Genomic DNA, 20,613 nt, shown 5'->3' on the forward strand with positions numbered 1-20,613 from the left:
CCAAAAGCATCCGCGGCCCCAAAATCGCCAAGCCCAAGGAATGGCTGGAGGGAAAGGCTGCCAATGCTCATGTGTCGACCGACCGGGTGCTTAAGGCCCATAAAGGGAAAACACCTTGAAAGGGCTGGCTGTAAAAGCGAAACCGCCAGTGGCCGTGACCGCAAAAACGGATATGTACACCCCCGTCAAAGTCAGGAAGATGTGTAGATCCCCATGCCTATCGCGGGCGAGCCCGCTCCTACAAACCTATGCCCCTTCCGAGAGATGATTCCAGTCGACCCAGCCCAAAAACCATGTCGCCAGAATCAGCAAACCGAACGCGATGCGGTACCAGGCAAACACTGCATAACTGTGGTTGGCGATGAACTTGAGCAAACCGCGCACGGCAATCATCGCAAAGACAAATGCAGCGACAAACCCCAAGGCAAACACCGGCAAGTCTGCGGACTGGAACAGGTCGCGGTACTTATAGCCCGAGTACACCGCGGCGCCCACCATCGTCGGCATTGCCAGGAAAAACGAAAACTCGGTTGCCGTCTTGCGTGACAGGCCAAACAGCAAGCCGCCGATAATCGTCGATCCCGAGCGCGAAGTGCCGGGGATCATCGCCAGGCACTGTGCGCAACCGACTTTCAAGGCATCGGTCCAGCGCATCTCGTCAACGTGATCGATCACTACCACATGCTCGCGTTGTTCGGCCCACAACATGATGACTCCGCCAATCACCAGCGCCACGGCCACGGTGATCGGGTTGAAAAGATACTCATGGATCTTGTCGGCGAACATCACACCCAGAACAACGGCCGGCAAGAAACCGATCAATAAATTTAGCGTGAAGCGCTGCGCATTACGCTGGGTCGTCAAGCCGGTTGTGATCTCCAGAATCTTACGACGAAACTCCCAGACGACCGCCAGAATAGCCCCCAATTGAATGATGATATTGAACGCCATCGCTCGCTCACCGCCGAAGTCGAGCAAATCCGCGGCAATGATCTGATGCCCCGTGCTGGAGATGGGCAAAAACTCTGTGAGCCCTTCAACCAACCCTAGAATCGATACCTGTGTGGTGGTCCAGAAATCCATTAATCCCCCGTTAAACCCTCTCGGCTGAAAGGTCTGCTAATGATGCCGAACATTTGATCCTGATCACGATTAAACCTGTCGGACCAGCGGAGGATTAAAGCGCACTCTCTGCCCGCTTTAGCTAAACGTTATAAAACGTCCATGTCGGAGCGCCGGGGCCGATTGCCTGCAAATAGGCTGCGCTCTGAGGAGCACTTGGTAATGAAATTCTTTTGCAGAACTGGCACTTGTATATCGCGAATTCATGGATGCCACTCATCGTCGGGTCGTTGACGTTTCGGCTCCGGGCGCGCGCAATGTTCTACCCAAAAATGATCGCCCAAGAGAACCCTCCATATGGCAAAGATCATAGTACTCGCCGGTGACTTCCCGCAGGGAGACGGGGAATATCACCTTGGAACCCTCACTCTCAAGACGTCCCTCAAACCCAGGCTTGGAGCAAGCTTCCCGGTCTCGGAGTTTAAAGAGCTAATCGTTCAGAACACCGAATCCAACAAGAATATAAAGACCGCCATAGGCTTGGGTCTCGCGGGCGCCCTGCTACTCGGTCCCGTCGGAGCTATCGCCGGCTATCTGCTTGCTGGCAAAAACACCGAGGTCACCTTTATGGCCACCATGAAGGACGGTGCAAAGCTGCTCGCGGCGACCGACAGTGACACCTATCGGGATATCTCGGCGCGCGCCCCGAAAAAAACCCGAGCCGGCCGCCGAGATCCTCTTTCCAGATCATTTAACGGGTCCATTCATTGATCCGCTTGGCCGGTGACGGCGAGAATGTTGCAGGGCACTCGATAGAGAACATGCTCTGTGGTACTGCCCACCCACAAGTCCAGCCCCTTGCGATGCGCATTTCCCATGACGATCACGTCGGCCCGGTGATGCGCTGCAAAGTCGGCCAGCGCTTTACCAGGCGGCCCTGCAACGAAGTGTTGCCGCTCGGTAGGTATGCTGTAGTGATCGGCCAATGCGATAAATGACTTGTGCAAAGACTTGCGCACATCGCTGCTGAAGCCAGGCATTGTCACTGCACCCGCGCCCGCATCGGACATATGCGTCTGCGCCAGATCGTAGGCGTACAACAGATGCATTTCTGCATGGCATTGTGTTGCCAATTCATTCGCAGCCTGGATGATCAGGTCGTTGATTCCAGTGATCTGAGTCTCTGGGTGCGACGGATCGACTGCCGCCACAATCACGCGCGGAAGTGGGCAACCGACTTCGCTGACCAGATGGACGGGCACCGGACATTCGCGCAGCAGATGCCAATCCAGAGGTGTGACGAACACGCGTTTGAGCGCGGACTCATGCTGCACATCCTTGATCACCAGATCCGGCTGCAGGGTTGTCACGTGCTGAAGGATCTCTTGCAGCGCGTCGCGAGTGAAAAGCACCTCGGTGCTCAAGTTGATTCCACGACCGCGAATGAGATCGGCTTCATCCTCGAGCCATTTTTCGTTCTCTTGCTGACAAGCCTCACGAAACCGCGCACTGGCGTGGATCAAACCCAAGAGGTTGAAGTTTTCGATAACCACCGTGATATGCAGCGCTGCACCGGTGGCTTCGGCAATGGCGACGGCCCGCTGCAGAGCCGGCGTATGACGCATGGTAGGACCGGCTATTAGAAGGAGTCGTTGATATTGGCTCATGTCACACCTCCAAACGTTCTGGGATATCTGCTAGCCCCCCAGCTTTTCGCCTGTCGCACCGTCAGCGATCTGCTATCGCCTTAATGATCTGGATCGACATAATCAATATACGCCTGGATTCAACTAACCAGCCACAATGGGCTCATAGTACCTACTACGATGAACCCATCCCGACGGTCAATTGATTGACGACAATGTAACGTTACTTCTTCGCGTACTTCGCGCCGTGCGGATCGTTAAGTTTCACCTGCATCAACTCCCATTCACGCTGAATGATCGAGTAAGGGATAAAGACGCTGACTCTCTGAGCCCCCTTTAACCCAGGGTGAGAACTCACATCGTTAAAAGAAGTGGAGAAAAACCCGACATTGATACCGATAATGCTGCCGTCATTGGCGATGACGGGGCCACCGGACATCCCCTTTATTATCGGGGCATCATGAATGGCATAGCGTTCGCCACTGCCTTCATTGCTATTGATGAAAGGCGCCGGATACACCTTGCCTTGCCCGGAGACGGTGGTCATGTAGGGGCTCGCCCCCACGGCAGTGATGTGTTCACCCACACGCGGTGCGCGCCATGACGGGTAGCGCCCGTCGGCCTTGTGCTGGATGAAGACAAGGTCACAGCCGGTGCTGCAGCTGTATTCCACGTTGCGGATGAGGGGGGTGTGGCGAGTGGTGACGGCATAGTCTTCATTCCATTGCACGGCCGAGGCCATGTACAGATAAGGCAAAGGAAAACCCGAGAAGACTGAAAAATATGAATCATTGGCAGGCCCCGACAAGTCGGGCTTTACCATACCGTTGCATCCTGCAAGAACAGCTCCTATAAAAAAGCAGGTCATGAATTTAATCATGATGATCACCGACTTATTAGGAGGATTTGATTTTTATTGTGGCGAATCTTTTAGTTGTCAGGTTCTTGTAGTTTTCCTCGCAGCCCGGCTTGGTTGGTTATTTATGGCTGAAGTTTTAATAAATGCGTATGAATAAATTGTGCTAAGACCAATTACTTTTCGATCCATATAAGAAACTTCAACTATTTGACGCCTGAAAAATGGCACCCGCACAATAAGCACACTGGAAATTACACTTTCTTACTTGATGTAAAGCCCATGAAACAGCGGCTTTCAGGGCAGTTTAAATTGTTCTGGCATGCCTGGGTAAAAGCCACAGAAAGCGCTGCGAAAATAACAAATGCGCTGGATCTCCATAACCCGAAAGTCTGATAAATCCAGCCAGAGAGCACAGTTGCCGATCTGACGGCCCGTTGGACATGTAGTAGAAGCCCACTGTCCAGATGCCGTATTCCTTGGCTAGGACACGATCAGGTTGCTGTACCGTGAAGGGTTCACCGCGAACAGCGCGCCAAAAACTATCAATCCACCTGACAGCCCTCCTGCTGTGATAACCCGGAGTTAACCCCAAAGCGATTTGCCCCGTTGCTTGCCGGTGCTCCGCGACTCGAACGATTGCACGATGCCGTAGCCGATCACCCAGGCCGCAAGAGCCCACTGACCTTCGAGTCCCAGCCAAAAACGCTGCTCAAGTACACCGGACACATCGCGCGCCGAACAGAAACATCCGGGTCGCTGACAGAAGATTGATGGCTCGGCTCCTGGACAAGATGTCGCGAAATCTTGGCTTGGCTTTGGCCTTGCCCAGGACCTTTTTTAACAGGATCAAGCTACTGACTCACATCAGCGCCAAGACACCGGCCATGATCAGCAGTGCTCCTTGGGCGAGCAATGCCCGTTGAGGAAAGAAACCGACGCCCCTGAGTGTTCTTCCCCAAGCATCGATCAAGAGCACGCTTAAAAAACTCACCACTGGGCAACTGGAGTTGATTGGCATTGGTAGACGAGCGCAAGGACCGACAGGGCGAACGCCGAGTACTCTCCGCCCTAACATCTATATCCCGAGTACTTCGAGCCAGCCGCGGAAAAGCGCTTTCGCCCCCGCCCTTCTAGCCTGTCGAATTCGCCGACTTATGAAAAATGGTCATAAAAGCGCAGAAACCCGACGAGTTCTCCAGGGTATCCGGTGCGATACGGATCGAAGGTAATGTTGCTGTAACGCGTTTGGGGTTCGGGAACGGGTCCTCAGACAATCTGGAACAATCCATCAATAATTTGCGTCTGGGACAACCGCGTCTTTATGTCGGCATCTATTTCCTGATCGTCAGCACCGTACAGACGAACCCGTCGATAGGCAGTGAGACGACAGACATCCTTACCCAGAAAATCCCACACCACACGCGAACACACCGGCGTTCGATGGTCACACGCGGTCACTCCCATTTTCAGCCCATTGAGACGAGTGTTTCGGCTCTTGAAGCTGGGAATCAGAATGGTTTGGTTGATCTCACTGGAGGCCGAAGACTCGTAGTCGATCAGGAACAGTCGATCGCCCAGATAGTAGGCGATCCCCTTGTATTGGTAGAGCTCATCCTCGCGGACCAGGATGTTGGTCTTTAAGTGTTCATTGCGCTCGTATACAAAGTGGCCGTCTGCTTCATGGATGTTCACCAGTGCACACAGGATGTGTCCTGGCTCAGACATCGAGTAACCATACTCATGGTAATAGCCCACCAGAGATTGAAGCTGAGGTGAAGACCACTGCCGCAGGTGTTCGATTGCTCTATGAGGGGCCGTTACCAGGGACAGCGTCGTTGGACGTTCCCGGTCACTGATAAGGCGCTTGAATTGCTCTGTCGGCAACACAATTTCGTACTGCTCTACACCAAAAAAATCACAAATCCGCTTGAGATTGAACGGTGTTGGAAAATTGCTTCCTCTCAAGTATTTGTTGAACTGACCGCGATGAATTTTTATTTTTCGACAAACCTCGGAAATCGAGCGGCAATGACCGCAAAGGTGCTTCAAATTGGAAGAAAAAAACTCATTCAATCAGTCTTGCTCGCGATGGTGCTGGATGGCGCCAAGGTAGCAGCAACCTGCGCCAATTTCGAACAACTTGCCCAATTGCACAGCATTGGACAATGACCAAATATTACCTACGAAACAGCACGCTTATTACTCATTCATCAAGAGGCGACTTGGTACTACAACCATGGCTGAAAAGTACTACACAGCTGAGAGCTAAGATTTTTCGCCCTCCTCTTCTGACACATCGCCACCTCAACTCAGCAAGTACCCAATCGCCTAATACGGATTTCGGATATCTACTCAGGAGCTGTTGAAACATGGATCGTTACCGCCCCTTCAAAACCAATGCAACCGCCATTTCGGTGATGCTGCTCGACACCAATGCTGGCTCCTCACAACTGTTGGAAAACGCACTTCTGCGGATCCGGGCAGGAACAGGCTTATTAGAAGCGTTGACCTCAGTGTCATTCGAACACTCAGACAAAGCCGATTTTTATCGACTGATCCTGTCTGCCTACCTGCCACTGCAAGATGGGTTGGATCTGCTCGAACAGCTTCAATCACAATCGTAAAAAACCGTAGCAACCTCGTCGATATACAAGTCATCAATTGCGCTACTACCTCTATGTGCTTCTACAGCCGAGGTGGTCGCTAAGGAACCATATTGGAACTTCGCCATCTACGCGGCTTCATGGCTGTTGCGGAAGAGCTTCACTTCGCGCGAGCTGCGGAACGTTTACACATCGAGCAGTCACCGCTATCCAGGACGATCAAGGAACTGGAATCAGAAATCGGTGCTCAGCTGTTTGACAGAAACTCGCGAGGCACCCGGTTAACGTGGCCTGGGGAAGTACTTGCAAGCGACGTACAAAAAATCTTTCAGGCCGTGGAACAAGCTCGCTGCAATGTACAGGCAGCCGTCGCCGGTTACCGCGGTTCATTACGCCTAGCCCTGTCAGATGGCGTCTTACCCCAGCGTTTGTCAGCGATCCTTGCACAAAGTCGAGAAGAAGAACCTGAGGTAGAAATACGCCTGTACGAAGTCTCACTCTCTCAGCAGTTAAAGGGGCTGCGCGAGAACTTGTTCGATGTTGGGTTCGCGCGTTCAAACAACGTAGGTCAGGGTTTGGCAGCTCAAGCCATGTGGCGGACACCTTTGATGGTCGCCGTACCTGCACGTCATCCTCTCTTGGCCCTCAAACAGATCCCGTTGGTAGAAGCGTTGAACTATCCGTTGGTGCTGTTTCATCCAAAAACTCACACCGGGCTCTACCAACAGATTGAAAACCTCCTGCGTCAGACACCAGCGACTGCAATTGTGGCCGAACGAGTGTCTAGCCAGGAAGTTATGCTTTCTCTGGTGGCGGCCGGTTACGGAGTCGGGCTTGTCTGTGAAGCGCAAATGGCGCTTTGTCAGAGTACCGAGATTATCACTCGACCCTTGGCGGGTGATCCGATCTTGCTGACCAGCTATCTGCTCTGTTCCTCCAGCGTCCCTAGTGAGCAGTTACAGCGATTTATTACTCGAGTCACCGAGATGGATACTGTTGATCAAAGGTGATGACGCCCAAACAGCGTGACTTCCTCAGTCTGGAGCCAGACCTACAACACATCTGTGCTAGTGCATGGTCGATCCTGAGAAGGCCCGCATGGCCCTGAAGACTCGTCCGTCAGCAACCCATCCTTGCAAATGAATCGAGACCCAAAAAGTCTGATCCTGTCCACTGGAAAAACGAGCATCACACCTGACGCATTTAGTCTTTCCCTGGCCTCTGTCCGACGGTTCCATAGACGGACATTGCAATCCACGGAACGGCTTATGAATCAATACCATCAACTAAATGGCACCAAGGTTTACTACAGTCCGATGGAGGCGGCGATTCGCTGGAGTAACTTGCTTGAGCAGCAATCGAGCATTCTCACTTTGACAGCACCGATGTCAGGTCCAACAGCCGATGCGCTCGCGCATTGGCCGCTGTTGGGTCTGAACATTGAGCGACTGTACGACGCGATGTGTCATCGAGAACTGCCGTACGGAAAGGAAGGCGTCACCCAAGACGATCCAGCCTTGCTGAATTCACCTCAATTGACGATCCGACATGTGGATCTAAAGCGCTGGATGACAACAGCCTACCCGAATCAAAAACCTGCGTTTTTGTTCGATGAGCTGGAGCAGCTCATGGCAATTGATCTGGGGACGATTCAAGCGTTGCTGCTGCAAATCCAATCACTGAAAGCCCCATTGACGGTTCAGAGTGAAACCCTGCCCATCAAGGCTTGCGCTAGCAAACCAAACCTCAGCAGCAGAGCCGAAACCACTTACCTGAACATCATCGGCGCTCTGTTGACGTTACTACTGGGTCAATCACCCAGCGGGGTGCGCTATTCGGCCTTCAACACGCTCGAGTCAGTTATTAGCGCCTTGATTGCGCATCACAACGGCCGTCCCGGCATTACCGAGCGCACGCTGTGGGCCAAATTCGCCGAAGCCAAACGCCATCTCTGCGCTCAGTCATAGCGATGCTGTTGCAGACACAAATTCTGCAACTGCAGTGATTTGCCACGCCTGCTCCCTTCCAATACTCACTTCCGACCAAACGCTACCGAGCGTCAAGGAGTGTCCATGATGTCTTTACAAGCTGATCTACCGATAACCAACAAGGAGCACCGCATTTTGCGACGCTCGGATGTCGAGCAAAAGACGGGGCTTAAACGTGCCCATATTTACAATCTGATGAGCCAGGGAAAATTTCCGAGATCCGTGCGGCTCGGCGTCCGAGCCGTCGGCTGGGATGCTATGGAAGTTGATCAATGGATTGCCGATCGTTTAAAGGATCGCGGGTGAGGAGGAATATGAGCGTGGTAACAACTTTTCCCCTTCAAAATGAGGCTAACCCAATCGCTTCGGACACTGAACGGACGGAGCCGGGATCAGCGTTATTGAGCGATCCTGAGGTTGACACGCCTATGATCATCACCTTGGATCGTCTGAGGCCCTATGACCTTGATCCGCGGGTGACACGCAATCCGAGATACGACGAGATCAGAGAGTCTATTCGCCGTCGAGGGCTGGACGCTCCCCCTCCAATCACCCGACGTCCAGGCGAATCGTTTTATCGCATTCGTAACGGAGGCAATACACGTTTATCGATCCTGCGCGAGCTGTGGTCGGAAACGAAGAACGAGCAGTATTTTCACTTGACGTGTGTGTTTCGCCCTTGGCCAAAACGAGGCGAGATTATCGCATTGACCGGTCACTTGGCTGAAAATGAACTTCGCGGTGGTCTGACCTTTATTGAACGCGCACTGGGTGTTGAGAAAGCCAGAGAGCTTTACGAGTTGGAGTGTGGTTTTCCTCTGTCTCAATCAGAGTTATCACGGCGTCTGACCTCCGATGGTTACCCGATCCCACAGTCACATATCAGCCGCATGCATGATGCCGTCCAATACCTGCTGCCAGCGATTCCCAATTTGCTATATGGAGGATTGGGGCGACACCAGGTTGAACGTCTGGCAGTGATGCGTCGATCCAGTGAAAGAATCTGGGAGCAGCATGCCAAAAGCACAGCTTCGGGTATCGATTTCCCGTCCCTGTTTCATGAAGCTTTGATGATGTTTGATAGCGCAGCCGCCGAATTCTCCATAACGCGAGTGCAGGATGAACTTATTGGTCAGATGGCCGTTTGGCTCGACGTTGACTACGACACGCTGGCCTTGGCTTTGAATGAAGGGGAAAAACGTCAACAGGCACTGGCAAAAGAGCCCGACAGCACTCCAACGCCAGATCAATTCAAGACGCCAACACCAGCCCTTTCACTCAATCTACCTGGCGCACCGGCCAGTAAAACGTCCAGTAGCGAGAACAATACCTCAGACACCAAAAACAAAGACAAGGACGCTCCTGGGTCGCTTGCCAATGATCGCCTACAGTCAATTCAGGAACTCGTGGCCAGACACGCCGGGGATGAGCCAAAACTGCAATCAGACGTCCTGCCGTTTTCACAGGGAAGCCTCTTCCCGATCTCGGACATCTGGAACATTGATCCCGGCCTGGACGAGCCTGAGCGTCTGCGGATTCACATTGGTCAGTTCGCTCGCGAGATTGCTCAGGATGCCTCTCAGGCTGATTTCATCACTGAAGTCGACGAAGGTATCGGGTTCCGTTGCAGCCTCGAAGCGGCACCTGACCATCAACCACCCTCTACCTTGCTAGCCCTGCTGGAAACATTGACCACGAGCACACCTAAAACAGCCATCCCCATGGAAATTGGAGCCCTGTTGCTGGGCTCTACCGAGCCGTGCTCCCACGCCAACCGATTAAGTGACGCCAGCCTGGTAAAGCTGTTCCGGTTGATTCGTTTGGCACGGCGCCTGATTGACCTCAAATCAGATGTCGACCTAGACACTGTAATGCAATAACAGGAAGCCTCATGACGACACCTCATCCGCTAAACCAGGCCGTAATTGCGCAAGCACTGCATGATCTGCGTAATGGTCAACTTCGCCGTTGCAAAACCATGGGGTTTGCTGATGAAGATCTGGCAGCCCTCAAGGAGCCGGCATTGATCAGCGTACTGCTCAATGCACGTGTGCCTTGGTGCACCATCCAGATCAATCGCCAAGTGCTACGCAGAATTCTCCATCAGGTGGAGGACGCGGAGCAGGAAATCGCCATGGTCGACCGAATGCTTCGCCTGGGCGCCAGCACCGAGATGGTCAGCAAGTTCTATGGTCTCACGCATGAGGAAGTCGCTCTGCGCCGGGGCATACTCGGGCTCCCCAAGCGCAAGGGGCGGCATCCGGCACTCAGTGAAGAACAGGACACCTTGCTATGGGAACGCTGGTACCCGCAACTCAAGGCACGTGATATCGCAGTGGACGATGACATGGCCATGTTGGCGTTGACACTTGATCTGGCCGAAGAGCTCACATTTCCGGTTTCAGTCATTTGGGCTGCGTTGCACAACTGGATCGATCAAGGGTTGGTCTAGTGTCGTGAACCGCTCAGGCCCTGCTTCCCTCTCCTCGGTGCTGGATGCTGCATTGATGAAACTGCACGCCCAGAGCGAGCATTCGAACGGCGATGGATTCCTTTTCAGTGGTAACAGGCATGAAACCGTCCCAAGGTCTTTATTGCTCGATACCCGCCTGACTCCGCTTGAACGTAACGCCTGGCAAGTCTTTCGACTTTTGCTGAACGATGATGGGGTAACCGCCTTTCCTACCTACGATCAACTGCGCCACTATCTTGCGTCCGTTCCATGCGGTGCGGTGGCCTCCCATGAAACCGTAGCAAAGACCCTGACCCTGTTGCGTCTGACGCGCTGGCTGAGCCTGGCGCGTCGACGACGTGATTCCCGAACCGGGCGAGTGCTCGGCAACCTATACGTCCTTCATGACCGACCTCTGACTCCCTTTGAGGCCATGCAGATTGATCCGGAATACATGAGTCTGGTCAGTCAAACTCTCAAGCACCCTAACAAAGGGATTCAAAGGGTCGGATTGTTTGTGCTCGAAGAGATCAGCAAGGACCCAAGTGTTCAGACTCAGTTGCTACCCAGCCACCTTCATGTGCTGGCGCTGCGTTTACACGAGCAGCAAACCGGTGACAAAACAGTACCTCTATCCGAAGAGCGCCATTCACCCACTCTTCGGAACGGAAAATGCCTGTCTTCGAAATTCGAATCAAGTCTCAAAGCCTCTAGCGACAACGGTCTTCGGCATCCGAAGGCAGCGAGTACGTTAAGTACAAAAGCATTAAAAGAACTACGTACTGAAACGCACCTGCACGACGTCTTCGAACTGACATTTCCAGCCCGATTCGGCTCGCTGACGCCGGCTCAACAAGCAGGTGCCAAGGTCGCATTGATGCAACTGAACTTCGAATTGCGACAGGCCGTGCTGGATGAGTGGTCGGCCCGCTGTCGAGATACCCATGTGCGTAATCCCGCCGGCTATCTGTTCGGCATCGTGCAGAAAGCGCTGCAAGGTCATTTCACCGCGTGGGCAGCCAAGAACAATGCGACTGGATCAAACAGCCCGCAGAAAGATCCAAAATCTGAAAACAAAGCGGATCGAGACCCGAGCCTTGCTCATGCCTACCTTGATGAACTGAAAGGGTTATTACGTTCGCGCTGACTGCCGATCACCCAACCTACTATCCCCAGGGGATAGATGCCCAGGCAGTCAAGCCTTTCCAGAATCAGGCCCACTCCACCTGCGCTTTGTTCACTGACAGCCTTTCCCTATGCCTCAAAGCTGAGCACTCATTCCACTACCCATGAGTGCCCCACTATGTCGAACGATCTACAACTGAACCTGGGTGCGTTACGCAGCAGCATACAACTGACCTTGCACACCCATCATGCCTCTCGCATCTGGCATGGTCGAGACTCATCCCAAGGACGGGCGACGATTATCGGCCTGAACGGCTTCATCTCTGTCATGAACAAAATGAAGCGCGGTGCAGAACAGGATGATCCTTACTCCGACGCATGGATGCTTCGGATCGAAGACAAACTGAACGAGACCAAGGGAACACTCACAGTCCTGCGCGAACAGGTCGATCTGGTGCTCTCAGAAGTTCCAGCCGCCTTGAGTCTCGGCGAAAACCTCAACATCCAGCCCGTCAATCTTCCACTGTTCGTCAACGCCCAGCTGGGCTTTATGGCGGTGTACCTGTTAGCAGATTACGACGACCTGGCGCGGCGACTGATCCTGGCCCATCACACCGCCCTGATCGACCGTAACACCCTCGAACGCTGGCTCAACGAAGGGGCTCATGCCCTTCGTAGCCTGTTCAGCCTGGCCCAGCAATACAAGTACTCAGGGGTGCAGCGCGATGATTACACAGCCAATAACGCCGCGGCACTTAAGGCCAGGGAAAGGTTTGGTGACGTACCGCAAGATGTACTGGAGGGTACTCGTCGCTCACGTTTCGCTCCGCCCATGACGCGACGATCACCAATCCAGGATCCACAAGTAGATGAGAACGCCGCCGTCGGTGCGGCTATCGACAGCAATGATGCAGCAGAAGATGACGATGCCTCTCCCGGATTCACTCCGACAGAAGAGGAGGAACGCTGATGGGCCTGCATTATTTTACTCCGCTGGATCAAAACAACTTTGAGCAGCTGGTACACGCCGCCTACCTAAAAGGCCTTTTAAAGCCTTTTAAAGGTAAGGGGTGTCTGGAGCTCTGTGCCAGCCAATGCGTTGCGCTTCGCAACGAGCTAATCAGCCTGGCACAAGAGCGAATACTCACACAGACCCGCCGCTATCCCTTCAATTTGCTTCCAGCCCAACTGGCCCCGCAAGCGACTGGCACAGGGACGACCTTTCTGCGCTGGCGCAACCCCGATCGCTCGTCCATGGGCGTAGCACTCTGGGAGCGGTGTATGGAAAGCGACGCCACACCCAACCTGCTGATCAACGACCTGTTTGCCCTGGAGCAGCATCGAATAGTACTGAACATGCAGATCAGCCTGAGCCATACCCTGGCCCGCCAAAGCAATGACTGCGCCAGCAAACTGGCGCAGGCCGAAGCAGTCTATAAACGCTGCGTCACACGACGCGCCATTAACCAAGAGAGCACATCATGAGCACCCATTTTTTTGGTGAAGGCAACATCGGCTCTGCACCTGAGTATCGGGAATTTGCGAGCCGTAATGATGAACCGCGGCGCTTGCTGCGGCTCAATGTGTATTTCGACAATCCGATACCGGTCAAAGATGGTTATGAAGACCGTGGAGGTTTCTGGGCACCTGTCGAAATCTGGCACCGCGATGTCGAACGTTGGAGCACCTTGTACCAGAAAGGCATGCGGGTATTGGTGGAGGGACGTTGCGTGAAGGACGAATGGGAGGATGCCGATGAAAACACCCGGGTGACGTTCAAAATCGAAGCCCGTCGGGTAGGGATCCTGCCTTACCGAATCGACGCCGTGACGCTTGGCGGCAAACCGCCCTCGACGGCTAGCGACGAGCATCACTCGTAACCATCACTCAAGTGAGCGGCTGACTCAACAGTCTGCCGCTCCATTGCGCCAGTGCAGATGCTTCACTCTAGAACGTGTCCACTGACGTCCATCCTGTTCCAGCCTCGCGGCACAAAACGAATCTTCTGTGGCAAAAACTACTGACTGCCAACTACCTCCATCGTATCTGTGGATGCTCAATAGGCCACAGACTGAATCGCTTTGAAACTCGCACCCCCCACAATCCCTAAGTCATCGTCAAGCGCATCTCAGTTCCTGTTCAAGGTCATGACATGCGACTTTTTCTTTGTGAAAAACCCTCCCAGGGCAAAGACATTGCCCGGGTACTGGGCGCCCTTCAGCGTGGTAACGGCTGCTACAACGGCTCAGGCATCAGCGTGACGTGGTGCATCGGGCATCTGGTTGAAGCAGCACCTCCCGAAGCCTACGACGAACGCTTCAAGCGCTGGTCTCTGGATCAACTGCCCATCATTCCGGTCAAGTGGCGTATGGACGTCAAGGCGGACACTGCTGCCCAATACAAGATCGTCAAACAGTTGCTGGCTAAGGCGAGCGAGCTGGTGATCGCAACCGATGCTGATCGAGAGGGCGAAATGATTGCCCGCGAGATACTGGACCTGTGCCGTTACCAAGGTTCAATTCAGCGATTGTGGCTGTCGGCGCTCAACGAAGCGTCGATTCGTAAAGCGCTCGTCAGCTTGCGACCGGCAGATGAAACCGAGCGGCTGTATTACTCCGCCCTCGCCCGTTCACGGGCCGACTGGCTGATCGGCATGAACATGAGCCGATTGTTCACGCTGCTCGGACGCCAAAGTGGCCACCCAGGGGTGCTGTCGGTGGGACGCGTGCAAACACCAACGTTACGGCTGGTGGTTGACCGCGATCGGGAGATCGAACGTTTTGTGTCGGTGCCCTACTGGGTCATCGACATTCGTCTGTCGCAGCTGGGACAGCCATTTTTGGCACAATGGGAGGCACCACAAAATGCCACCGACGATGCTGGTCGCTGCATTCGACAGGCTGTGGCGCACCAGACACTTCAAAACCTTCGTCAAGCTCAGGACGCGCAGGTGATCGAAGTGCAGACGCAGCGCGTTCGAGAGGTACCGCCACTGCCCTTTGATCTGAGCACGCTCCAGGAGGTCTGCTCGCGGCGATTCGGATTCGGTGTGCAGGAGACGCTGGATATTGCGCAATCGTTGTATGAAACCCACAAGGCCACCACCTATCCGCGCTCTGATTCAGGTTATCTGCCCGAAAACATGTTGGCTGAGGCAGCGACGGTTTTGGACTCGTTGATTATTAGCGACCCGAGCGTGGAGGCACTGACCCGTTCAGTTGATCGACAGCAGCGCTCGCGCGCCTGGAACGACAATAAGGTCAGCGCGCACCATGGCATTATCCCGACGCTGGAGCCATTCAGGATGGAAGCCCTGAGTGAGAACGAACAGGCTGTTTACGAACTGATCCGTGCCCATTACCTGGCCCAGTTTCTGCCCCACCACGAATACGACCGCACCTGTGTGCAGTTCACCTGTGGTGGACACACACTGCAAGCCAACGGTAAACATATCGTGGAGTCGGGCTGGCGTCGGGTCTTAGAAAGTGATCCTGCAACGAGTGAGGATGAATCCGCACAACGAAGCCAGATTCTGCCCCCATTGACCTCCGGTAGCTGTTGCAGTGTGCAACAGGTGGAGTTGAGGGCGCTCAAGACGCAGGCACCGAAAGCACTCACCCAGGGCGAACTGATCAAAGCCATGAAGGGAGTGGCCAAACTTGTCACTGACCCACGGCTGAAGCAGACACTCAAGGACACGTCGGGTATCGGCACAGAAGCAACGCGGGCCAACATCATCAGCGGGTTGTTGAGCCGAGGTTACCTGTACAAGAAGGGGCAATCCGTCCGGGCCTCTGAGGCAGCATTCACCTTGATCGATGCAGTTCCCTCCGCCATCGCAGACCCGGCAACCACCGCGATCTGGGAACAGGCCTTCGATATGATCGAGACCGGTCAAATGACTCTGGACAGTTTCATCGCCAAGCAAACGACCTGGATCACACAGTTGGTCGAGCATTATCGGACGACGACGCTGTCGATCCATACGCCTGGCGGCCCAACCTGTCCATTGTGCGGTGCATCAATGCGTCAACGTCATGGCAAGCATGGCGCGTTTTGGTCATGCTCAAGGTATCCAGAGTGTAAAGGCGTACTACCTGTCGTCGCCCAAACAGGTTCTACGTCAAGCCACAGAAAGCCACGTCGTTCAAAGCCTAAAAGCTACTGAGCGACCCTGCCCAAGCACCTATCGCCTTCTGAAACATGTGCGCGTTTAACCCGATCATCTGATCGGCGACGTGAAGGAACGGTTCGTCACTGCTGCAATTACTGCCCATTACTGTCTTTGAAAAGATCCATTTTGAAGGATCCCCTGAGCGCCTTTCAGTCAAGGCGATCAGGAGACCCTTCAGGGTGGACGTAATCAGTGCCGGCGCCCGCCGGTCAAATAACGGGTTCCTTTTGTACGCGGATGTGTGCCTCACGATATCGATCCACGCCACGTTAAGGATCGGGGATGAACGCTGTCACGGCGTCTGGTAATGACGACCGCCACACGCCCGCGCAGCCCACCGGTGGCTTCTCTGTTTTCAGCCGAAGGTCCAACCTTCGGCACCTCTGTCCCTTTCCCCAACTATCGCGCCAGGCACTGCATTGCCTTGGTGATTAGGCGCACTGAAAAGGACATAGCCCATGAATCAACCCTCCATCCACCTGCAGTACGCCAGTGTCTGTAGCGGCATCGAAGCGGTCAGCGTCGCTTGGCAACCGCTTGGATTGACACCGGCCTGGTTTGCCGAGATCGAACCCTTTCCCTGTGCAGTACTGGCCCATCACTACCCTGAGGTTCCGAACCTGGGGGATATGACACAACTGGTTAGTCAGGTGCTCAATGAGAGCGTACCTGCTCCGCCCATCCTGATCGGGGGCACACCCTGCCAGGCCTTCAGCATCGCCGGCTTTCGTGCAGGGTTGGCGGATCCCCGAGGCATCCTCAGCCTCAAATACGTGGAGTTAGCCAATGCCATCGACCAAGTCCGAATCTGTCGAAACGAACCGCAATCCATCATTGTCTGGGAGAACGTCCCCGGTGTGCTCAGCGACAAAGGCAATGCCTTTGGCTGCTTTCTCGCAGCATTGGCTGGTGAAGAAAGGGAACTTCAGCCGCCAAGGAAGACGTGGTCGCACGCGGGTATTGTGTTTGGCCCCCAAAGAACAATCGCTTGGCGCGTACTGGATGCCCAATATTTCGGCGTGGCCCAACGACGCTGTCGTGTGTTCCTTGTCGCAAGTGCTCGAACAGGGTTTGATCCCGCCGCGGTACTTTTTGAGTCCGAAAGCCCGCGCCGGGATATTGCGCCGCACCGAACGCAGGAAACGAATATTACCTCGCCTTCTGGAGCTGGCACTCAAACGGACAATGGACTAGTGCGCGCCCAGGCTTTCAACAACGCTTATGGCATGGCGAACGGCCAAGGAGGTGCTGAAGCCGCATTGGAGTGCTGCCCCACCCTGACTTGCAATCACGACGTTGCCATAGTCGTCTGCGCGACTGGGGATGAGGGCCAATGCTTGAGCACTGAGTGCGTTGAGGCCAGTGACAATGAAATAGAGCGGATCATTCCGATCCGTCACAGAGCCCGACGCCTGCTCCCCAATGAGTGCGAACGCTTGCAAGGTCTGCCCAGTGGTTATACCAGGATCCCTCGACGCCATTACGCGATCAGGCGCGTAAGCCGCAGCCGCCCGCTTGACTTGTGGGAGATCACGGAAAGCGGCTGGATGCTGATGGCTGCTGACGGGCCTCGTTACACGGCCATTGGCAACACCATGGCGGTGCCCTGCCTTGTCTGGCTTGGCAAACGACTCTTGGCAACGCTATCGGAATCAGGGCAAGCGCATGAAGGTATTGATCGCTGACAGGTAAGCACACGAGGAACATTCTTTCGTTACGCATCGCTGATCACGTATCAGTACCTGCCCAGGCAGCCGAGGTCTTCAGGGCTGCGGCGTGAATCCTCTCACGTTGACCATGCCAGTCCGCCCAGCATCGTTTCTGCGGACGTGCGCCCTAAAAGGCGTTGATGCCTGTCATCCATCGTGCAAATCCCTTTGGAACTCGCGCTACTCAGATCATTAGGAGTTACTCTCATGAAAAATTTAACCATTTCTCAGCTTTCCTCACTGTCTCAGCACACGCCCATCATTCAGCCGCCCATCAATTTCGACAGCACAGCGGCAGCTTTTTTCTTTGCCTGGAAACAAGGTGTTTCATTAGCCGGTCCCACCTACTTTGGTGACGGAACTAAAACCGGTTTCGACAAGAGCAAATGCAGGTGGGATCTACGTCCCAATCTGCTGATGATCAATAACGCCATTGATGTACTGAGCACCAATGAGCGGATATTCCTTGTAGCTCTGGTCAGCTTCTACGACACCGATGAACGTAGCGTTCTGCTCAAAAGGGTGGGAATCAGAGGTTTAGCTGACTTGGGACTTCTAGACCTTGAGCGACGCGACGTTATCGCTTCCTTGGTCATGCACTATCACGGTTGGTAACCCAGCCATTCACTCATGGGGATAAACCATAAGTTTTCCCTTTGGGCATTTGATCCACTCACCTAACGGGGGCAACAGTCCCCTTGGGGCGACGAGCCTCCACCTGCTTTCTCTAGCCTGGAGGCACGTCATGAACAAACCGTTTTCCGAAGTGACTTACTTCGATCTTCATATTACTGGACTGGGTTATCTCAATCGCATACGCGAGGTGAAACTCAAGAAAGGCGAATCGTTTCTAGCTTGCGACATCGCAGCACTCAATGGTCCAACCGACGGTCCGGAGTATCGGCGCTTCGATGTACGTGTCACAGGCGAAGAAGCACAAGATCTGATTCGGCGTTGCGCCAAAGCCGTTGAGCTAGAGCGCAAAGTCCTGGTCGGTTTTCGCCTCGGAGATCCCTGGGTGGATACCTTCACTTACTCCAAAGGCATCAACAAGGGGCAATTGGGTGTCAGTTTCAAGGCCCGGCTACTCCTGTTGAACTGGATCAAGATCGATGGCGTTATGGTGCACAAACGTGAATCCGCCACTGAAGATTCAACGCACATAGCGGACTCCCTGCCTGAGCCAGTGGCCGAAGCGCAACCCGCAGTTTGATTTCAGATCCGGTAACGGTTCTTGGTTTTTCCTCAATGTAGTAACTCATAGAAGACGTTCAGTCTTTCTACCCACCCTCGTGAGCCCATGACTCCCGAGGGGGGTCATGGCTCATTTTTGAGAAGGCAACAGACCATGATTATTCTCAAGTTTAGTGATTCGGCCAAACCCATGTCCGAGCTCGGCGCTTTGGTTATAACACCGGGTGTCGACGCACTGATGAGATCGAAGCGATTAGATCCGTTTCACTACTTCGGCCGTCACATGCTAGGCGACTGGGGGGACATCTGCGACGAAGATCGTCAGCTCAACGAAGAGGCGCTGATATCAGATTATCGACTGATGTCCGTCTATGACGTCGAACCTGGGCTGAAGCTGTGGATCATCACCGAAGCAGATCGCAGCGTGACCACCATTCTTCTGCCTGAAGAATACTGAAGCCTGCGGTCAGGCATTAGTAGAACTTCAAGTATTGATCTCAACGGCCTCCTCGGGGGCCGTTTTTTTATGTGACATTGAATCGGGTGACTTCTCATTCCAGATTGTTCGCTGCCACCGAGACGCCCGTTTGAGATGTTCCTCGGATCACATCCAGGAACCCAGCGTATGCCATTGCCAAATGCTCGCCTTATCCCACTCATTTTGCTGAACAGTCTGACGCTTGCGGGCTGTCAAACCATTGAATTACTACCCACTGCGCCGGAGGTGGAGAAGGCTGCACCACGACCTTCAGAGCATTACATTCCCGTCCAACGCTACGGTCGCTACACCCTGGTTGAGCTGGCACCAGAAGCCGCGCAGCAGAACCTTCTGCTGCAAGTCATCGATATCGATCTTCCCTCTACCTGGTTCATCTCGGTCGGTGACGCTCTGAGCTATGTCCTGTTGCGATCGGGATATCGACTCTGTGACAGCACGCCTGAAAACGCGATGCTGTTCGCACTCCCCCTTCCGGCAGCTCACCTGAAGCTCGGCCCAATGGAACTGCGCGATGCTTTGCAGATGCTCGCCGGCCCTGCTTGGTCGTTACAGACTAACGAACGTCTTCGCCAGATCTGTTTCATCCCGTCGGCTGGCAGCGCAGCTGCCGGGATATCTGCGATCGCTTCTGTCCCTCCGGAGGCAACCCTATGATTTACTCCACCATCTCCAACACAACACTTCGCACACGGTTTCTACGCTGGACGCCTCCCCTACTGCTGTCGGTGGCCTGCTGCATGCTCATCTCTCATCAGATATCGCTATCGGAACTAACGCAGCGTCTTGTAGAGCAAGCTGACTCGACAGACCTTCAACACCTTGAAGATCGAGTCATGGGACTGGAGCTGTCCATCTTGAATGCACAGCAGTCTCCAAATGCTGTGACTCGTACAGAAATGACCGATCTGTCTGCAGCCCTCAACGGACGCATCACCGACATAGAGAAGGCAATGGCGGTCACCCACCAGCCTCAAACGGACTTTCAAGCGCTGCTACAGCGCGTACTGCAGCTCGAGTCTGGTCAGAAACAACTGATGCACTTTCCGGCCCCAAATAAACCCGCCTCCCTTCCCCGCAAACCGAAAAAGCCTGCTGAGCCATCTTTCCAGATTCTCGGTTGGGAGCTGCGTGGCGGTGAACGTTTCCTGTCCATTGTCCCGATGGGAACCCAGGCACTGGATCAAAGTCGGCTCATGCGGATTGGGGAATCCTACGCGGGTTGGAGGCTTGAGGGCTTTGACGAACAGTGCGCAGTGTTTGTTGCCGATGGCGTGACACATCGCCTGAATATTCGATAGGAGT

At 54.2% G+C, this 20,613-nt stretch carries 23 protein-coding genes and 1 pseudogene; 19 read left to right on the forward strand and 5 right to left on the reverse strand.

Annotated features, from left to right (window positions below):
* Positions 1-246: 246 nt before the first annotated feature.
* Positions 247-1,083: an undecaprenyl-diphosphate phosphatase gene (locus tag MEB48_RS01835; RefSeq protein WP_237881329.1), complete on the reverse strand. Its 837-nt coding sequence runs from the start codon at positions 1,081-1,083 to the stop codon at positions 247-249.
* A gap of 336 nt (positions 1,084-1,419) precedes the next feature.
* Between MEB48_RS01835 and MEB48_RS01840 the strand changes: the two genes are divergently transcribed.
* Positions 1,420-1,833: a hypothetical protein gene (locus tag MEB48_RS01840; protein ID WP_237881331.1), complete on the forward strand. Its 414-nt coding sequence runs from the start codon at positions 1,420-1,422 to the stop codon at positions 1,831-1,833.
* Here the strand turns inward: MEB48_RS01840 and MEB48_RS01845 are convergent.
* Together MEB48_RS01845 and MEB48_RS01850 are read right to left on the reverse strand one after the other, a co-directional pair.
* Entirely contained in the window at positions 1,827-2,729 is a 903-nt protein-coding gene (locus MEB48_RS01845) for a universal stress protein (protein WP_237881333.1), read from the reverse strand. The genes MEB48_RS01840 and MEB48_RS01845 overlap by 7 nt on opposite strands.
* A gap of 202 nt (positions 2,730-2,931) precedes the next feature.
* Positions 2,932-3,531: a serine protease gene (locus MEB48_RS01850; RefSeq protein ID WP_237881976.1), complete on the reverse strand. Its 600-nt coding sequence runs from the start codon at positions 3,529-3,531 to the stop codon at positions 2,932-2,934.
* A 55-nt stretch (positions 3,532-3,586) separates the two neighbouring features.
* Between MEB48_RS01850 and MEB48_RS01855 the strand changes: the two genes are divergently transcribed.
* Positions 3,587-3,724, forward strand: a complete 138-nt coding sequence (locus MEB48_RS01855) for a hypothetical protein (protein WP_237881335.1) — start codon at positions 3,587-3,589, stop codon at positions 3,722-3,724.
* A 147-nt stretch (positions 3,725-3,871) separates the two neighbouring features.
* Here the strand turns inward: MEB48_RS01855 and MEB48_RS01860 are convergent.
* Positions 3,872-4,513 (reverse strand): annotated as a pseudogene (locus MEB48_RS01860) (organoarsenical effux MFS transporter ArsJ); the annotation flags it as partial.
* Positions 4,514-4,833: 320 nt separating this feature from the next.
* On the reverse strand, positions 4,834-5,640 hold the full coding sequence (locus MEB48_RS01865) for a helix-turn-helix domain-containing protein (RefSeq protein WP_237881337.1): 807 nt from the start codon (positions 5,638-5,640) through the stop codon (positions 4,834-4,836).
* A 296-nt stretch (positions 5,641-5,936) separates the two neighbouring features.
* On the opposite strand from MEB48_RS01865, the gene MEB48_RS01870 reads away from it, so the two are divergent.
* The 17 genes from MEB48_RS01870 to MEB48_RS01950 all read left to right on the forward strand — a co-directional run bounded on the left by MEB48_RS01870 (position 5,937) and on the right by MEB48_RS01950 (position 20,609).
* Positions 5,937-6,191, forward strand: coding sequence for a hypothetical protein (locus tag MEB48_RS01870; RefSeq protein ID WP_237881339.1), 255 nt, complete (start codon positions 5,937-5,939; stop codon positions 6,189-6,191).
* 92 nt (positions 6,192-6,283) lie between these two features.
* The gene (locus tag MEB48_RS01875; RefSeq protein ID WP_237881341.1) at positions 6,284-7,180 is read left to right on the forward strand and encodes a LysR family transcriptional regulator; all 897 of its coding nucleotides are present in this window, start codon (positions 6,284-6,286) and stop codon (positions 7,178-7,180) included.
* A gap of 237 nt (positions 7,181-7,417) precedes the next feature.
* Positions 7,418-8,137, forward strand: coding sequence for a hypothetical protein (locus MEB48_RS01880; RefSeq protein ID WP_442969048.1), 720 nt, complete (start codon positions 7,418-7,420; stop codon positions 8,135-8,137).
* Positions 8,138-8,245: 108 nt separating this feature from the next.
* Positions 8,246-8,464: an AlpA family transcriptional regulator gene (locus MEB48_RS01885; protein WP_237881979.1), complete on the forward strand. Its 219-nt coding sequence runs from the start codon at positions 8,246-8,248 to the stop codon at positions 8,462-8,464.
* A gap of 8 nt (positions 8,465-8,472) precedes the next feature.
* Positions 8,473-10,038, forward strand: coding sequence for a ParB family protein (locus MEB48_RS01890; protein ID WP_237881343.1), 1,566 nt, complete (start codon positions 8,473-8,475; stop codon positions 10,036-10,038).
* 11 nt (positions 10,039-10,049) lie between these two features.
* On the forward strand, positions 10,050-10,610 hold the full coding sequence (locus tag MEB48_RS01895; protein ID WP_237881345.1) for a DUF2857 domain-containing protein: 561 nt from the start codon (positions 10,050-10,052) through the stop codon (positions 10,608-10,610).
* Positions 10,611-10,665: 55 nt separating this feature from the next.
* The gene (locus tag MEB48_RS01900) at positions 10,666-11,757 is read left to right on the forward strand and encodes an STY4528 family pathogenicity island replication protein (protein WP_237881347.1); all 1,092 of its coding nucleotides are present in this window, start codon (positions 10,666-10,668) and stop codon (positions 11,755-11,757) included.
* Between the two features lie 156 nt (positions 11,758-11,913).
* The gene (locus MEB48_RS01905; protein ID WP_237881349.1) at positions 11,914-12,705 is read left to right on the forward strand and encodes a PFL_4669 family integrating conjugative element protein; all 792 of its coding nucleotides are present in this window, start codon (positions 11,914-11,916) and stop codon (positions 12,703-12,705) included.
* Entirely contained in the window at positions 12,705-13,220 is a 516-nt protein-coding gene (locus tag MEB48_RS01910) for a DUF3158 family protein (RefSeq protein WP_237881351.1), read from the forward strand. The genes MEB48_RS01905 and MEB48_RS01910 overlap by 1 nt, the downstream gene beginning before the upstream one ends.
* Entirely contained in the window at positions 13,217-13,615 is a 399-nt protein-coding gene (locus tag MEB48_RS01915) for a single-stranded DNA-binding protein (RefSeq protein ID WP_237881353.1), read from the forward strand. The genes MEB48_RS01910 and MEB48_RS01915 overlap by 4 nt, the downstream gene beginning before the upstream one ends.
* 272 nt (positions 13,616-13,887) lie before the next feature.
* Positions 13,888-15,903 (forward strand): DNA topoisomerase III, encoded by a 2,016-nt coding sequence (locus MEB48_RS01920; protein ID WP_237881355.1) that lies wholly within the window; start codon positions 13,888-13,890, stop codon positions 15,901-15,903.
* 464 nt (positions 15,904-16,367) lie between these two features.
* On the forward strand, positions 16,368-17,594 hold the full coding sequence (locus tag MEB48_RS01925) for a DNA cytosine methyltransferase (protein ID WP_237881358.1): 1,227 nt from the start codon (positions 16,368-16,370) through the stop codon (positions 17,592-17,594).
* A 231-nt stretch (positions 17,595-17,825) separates the two neighbouring features.
* Positions 17,826-18,233, forward strand: a complete 408-nt coding sequence (locus tag MEB48_RS01930; protein ID WP_237881360.1) for a hypothetical protein — start codon at positions 17,826-17,828, stop codon at positions 18,231-18,233.
* A gap of 130 nt (positions 18,234-18,363) precedes the next feature.
* On the forward strand, positions 18,364-18,831 hold the full coding sequence (locus MEB48_RS01935; RefSeq protein WP_237881361.1) for an STY4534 family ICE replication protein: 468 nt from the start codon (positions 18,364-18,366) through the stop codon (positions 18,829-18,831).
* Positions 18,832-18,966: 135 nt separating this feature from the next.
* Positions 18,967-19,269, forward strand: a complete 303-nt coding sequence (locus MEB48_RS01940; protein WP_237881364.1) for a hypothetical protein — start codon at positions 18,967-18,969, stop codon at positions 19,267-19,269.
* A gap of 168 nt (positions 19,270-19,437) precedes the next feature.
* Positions 19,438-19,965: a PFGI-1 class ICE element type IV pilus protein PilL2 gene (gene pilL2 / locus MEB48_RS01945; RefSeq protein WP_237881366.1), complete on the forward strand. Its 528-nt coding sequence runs from the start codon at positions 19,438-19,440 to the stop codon at positions 19,963-19,965.
* Positions 19,962-20,609, forward strand: a complete 648-nt coding sequence (locus MEB48_RS01950) for a hypothetical protein (protein WP_237881368.1) — start codon at positions 19,962-19,964, stop codon at positions 20,607-20,609. Before pilL2 ends, MEB48_RS01950 begins: the two co-directional genes overlap by 4 nt.
* Positions 20,610-20,613 lie beyond the last annotated feature (4 nt).

The organism is Pseudomonas sp. PGPR40 (assembly GCF_022014505.1).
Taxonomy (GTDB): Bacteria; Pseudomonadota; Gammaproteobacteria; order Pseudomonadales; family Pseudomonadaceae; genus Aquipseudomonas.

Excerpts from the sequence above, each read along its gene's own strand:
- MEB48_RS01835 (WP_237881329.1), bottom strand. The coding sequence starts at position 1,083 with ATGGATTTCTGGACCACCACACAGGTATCGATTCTAGGGTTGGTTGAA.
- MEB48_RS01840 (WP_237881331.1), top strand. The coding sequence starts at position 1,420 with ATGGCAAAGATCATAGTACTCGCCGGTGACTTCCCGCAGGGAGACGGG.
- MEB48_RS01845 (WP_237881333.1), bottom strand. The coding sequence starts at position 2,729 with ATGAGCCAATATCAACGACTCCTTCTAATAGCCGGTCCTACCATGCGT.
- MEB48_RS01850 (WP_237881976.1), bottom strand. The coding sequence starts at position 3,531 with ATGGTAAAGCCCGACTTGTCGGGGCCTGCCAATGATTCATATTTTTCA.
- MEB48_RS01855 (WP_237881335.1), top strand. The coding sequence starts at position 3,587 with ATGATGATCACCGACTTATTAGGAGGATTTGATTTTTATTGTGGCGAA.
- MEB48_RS01870 (WP_237881339.1), top strand. The coding sequence starts at position 5,937 with ATGGATCGTTACCGCCCCTTCAAAACCAATGCAACCGCCATTTCGGTG.
- MEB48_RS01885 (WP_237881979.1), top strand. The coding sequence starts at position 8,246 with ATGTCTTTACAAGCTGATCTACCGATAACCAACAAGGAGCACCGCATT.
- MEB48_RS01890 (WP_237881343.1), top strand. The coding sequence starts at position 8,473 with ATGAGCGTGGTAACAACTTTTCCCCTTCAAAATGAGGCTAACCCAATC.
- MEB48_RS01895 (WP_237881345.1), top strand. The coding sequence starts at position 10,050 with ATGACGACACCTCATCCGCTAAACCAGGCCGTAATTGCGCAAGCACTG.
- MEB48_RS01900 (WP_237881347.1), top strand. The coding sequence starts at position 10,666 with ATGAAACTGCACGCCCAGAGCGAGCATTCGAACGGCGATGGATTCCTT.
- MEB48_RS01905 (WP_237881349.1), top strand. The coding sequence starts at position 11,914 with ATGTCGAACGATCTACAACTGAACCTGGGTGCGTTACGCAGCAGCATA.
- MEB48_RS01910 (WP_237881351.1), top strand. The coding sequence starts at position 12,705 with ATGGGCCTGCATTATTTTACTCCGCTGGATCAAAACAACTTTGAGCAG.
- MEB48_RS01915 (WP_237881353.1), top strand. The coding sequence starts at position 13,217 with ATGAGCACCCATTTTTTTGGTGAAGGCAACATCGGCTCTGCACCTGAG.
- MEB48_RS01920 (WP_237881355.1), top strand. The coding sequence starts at position 13,888 with ATGCGACTTTTTCTTTGTGAAAAACCCTCCCAGGGCAAAGACATTGCC.
- MEB48_RS01925 (WP_237881358.1), top strand. The coding sequence starts at position 16,368 with ATGAATCAACCCTCCATCCACCTGCAGTACGCCAGTGTCTGTAGCGGC.
- MEB48_RS01930 (WP_237881360.1), top strand. The coding sequence starts at position 17,826 with ATGAAAAATTTAACCATTTCTCAGCTTTCCTCACTGTCTCAGCACACG.
- MEB48_RS01935 (WP_237881361.1), top strand. The coding sequence starts at position 18,364 with ATGAACAAACCGTTTTCCGAAGTGACTTACTTCGATCTTCATATTACT.
- MEB48_RS01940 (WP_237881364.1), top strand. The coding sequence starts at position 18,967 with ATGATTATTCTCAAGTTTAGTGATTCGGCCAAACCCATGTCCGAGCTC.
- pilL2 (WP_237881366.1), top strand. The coding sequence starts at position 19,438 with ATGCCATTGCCAAATGCTCGCCTTATCCCACTCATTTTGCTGAACAGT.
- MEB48_RS01950 (WP_237881368.1), top strand. The coding sequence starts at position 19,962 with ATGATTTACTCCACCATCTCCAACACAACACTTCGCACACGGTTTCTA.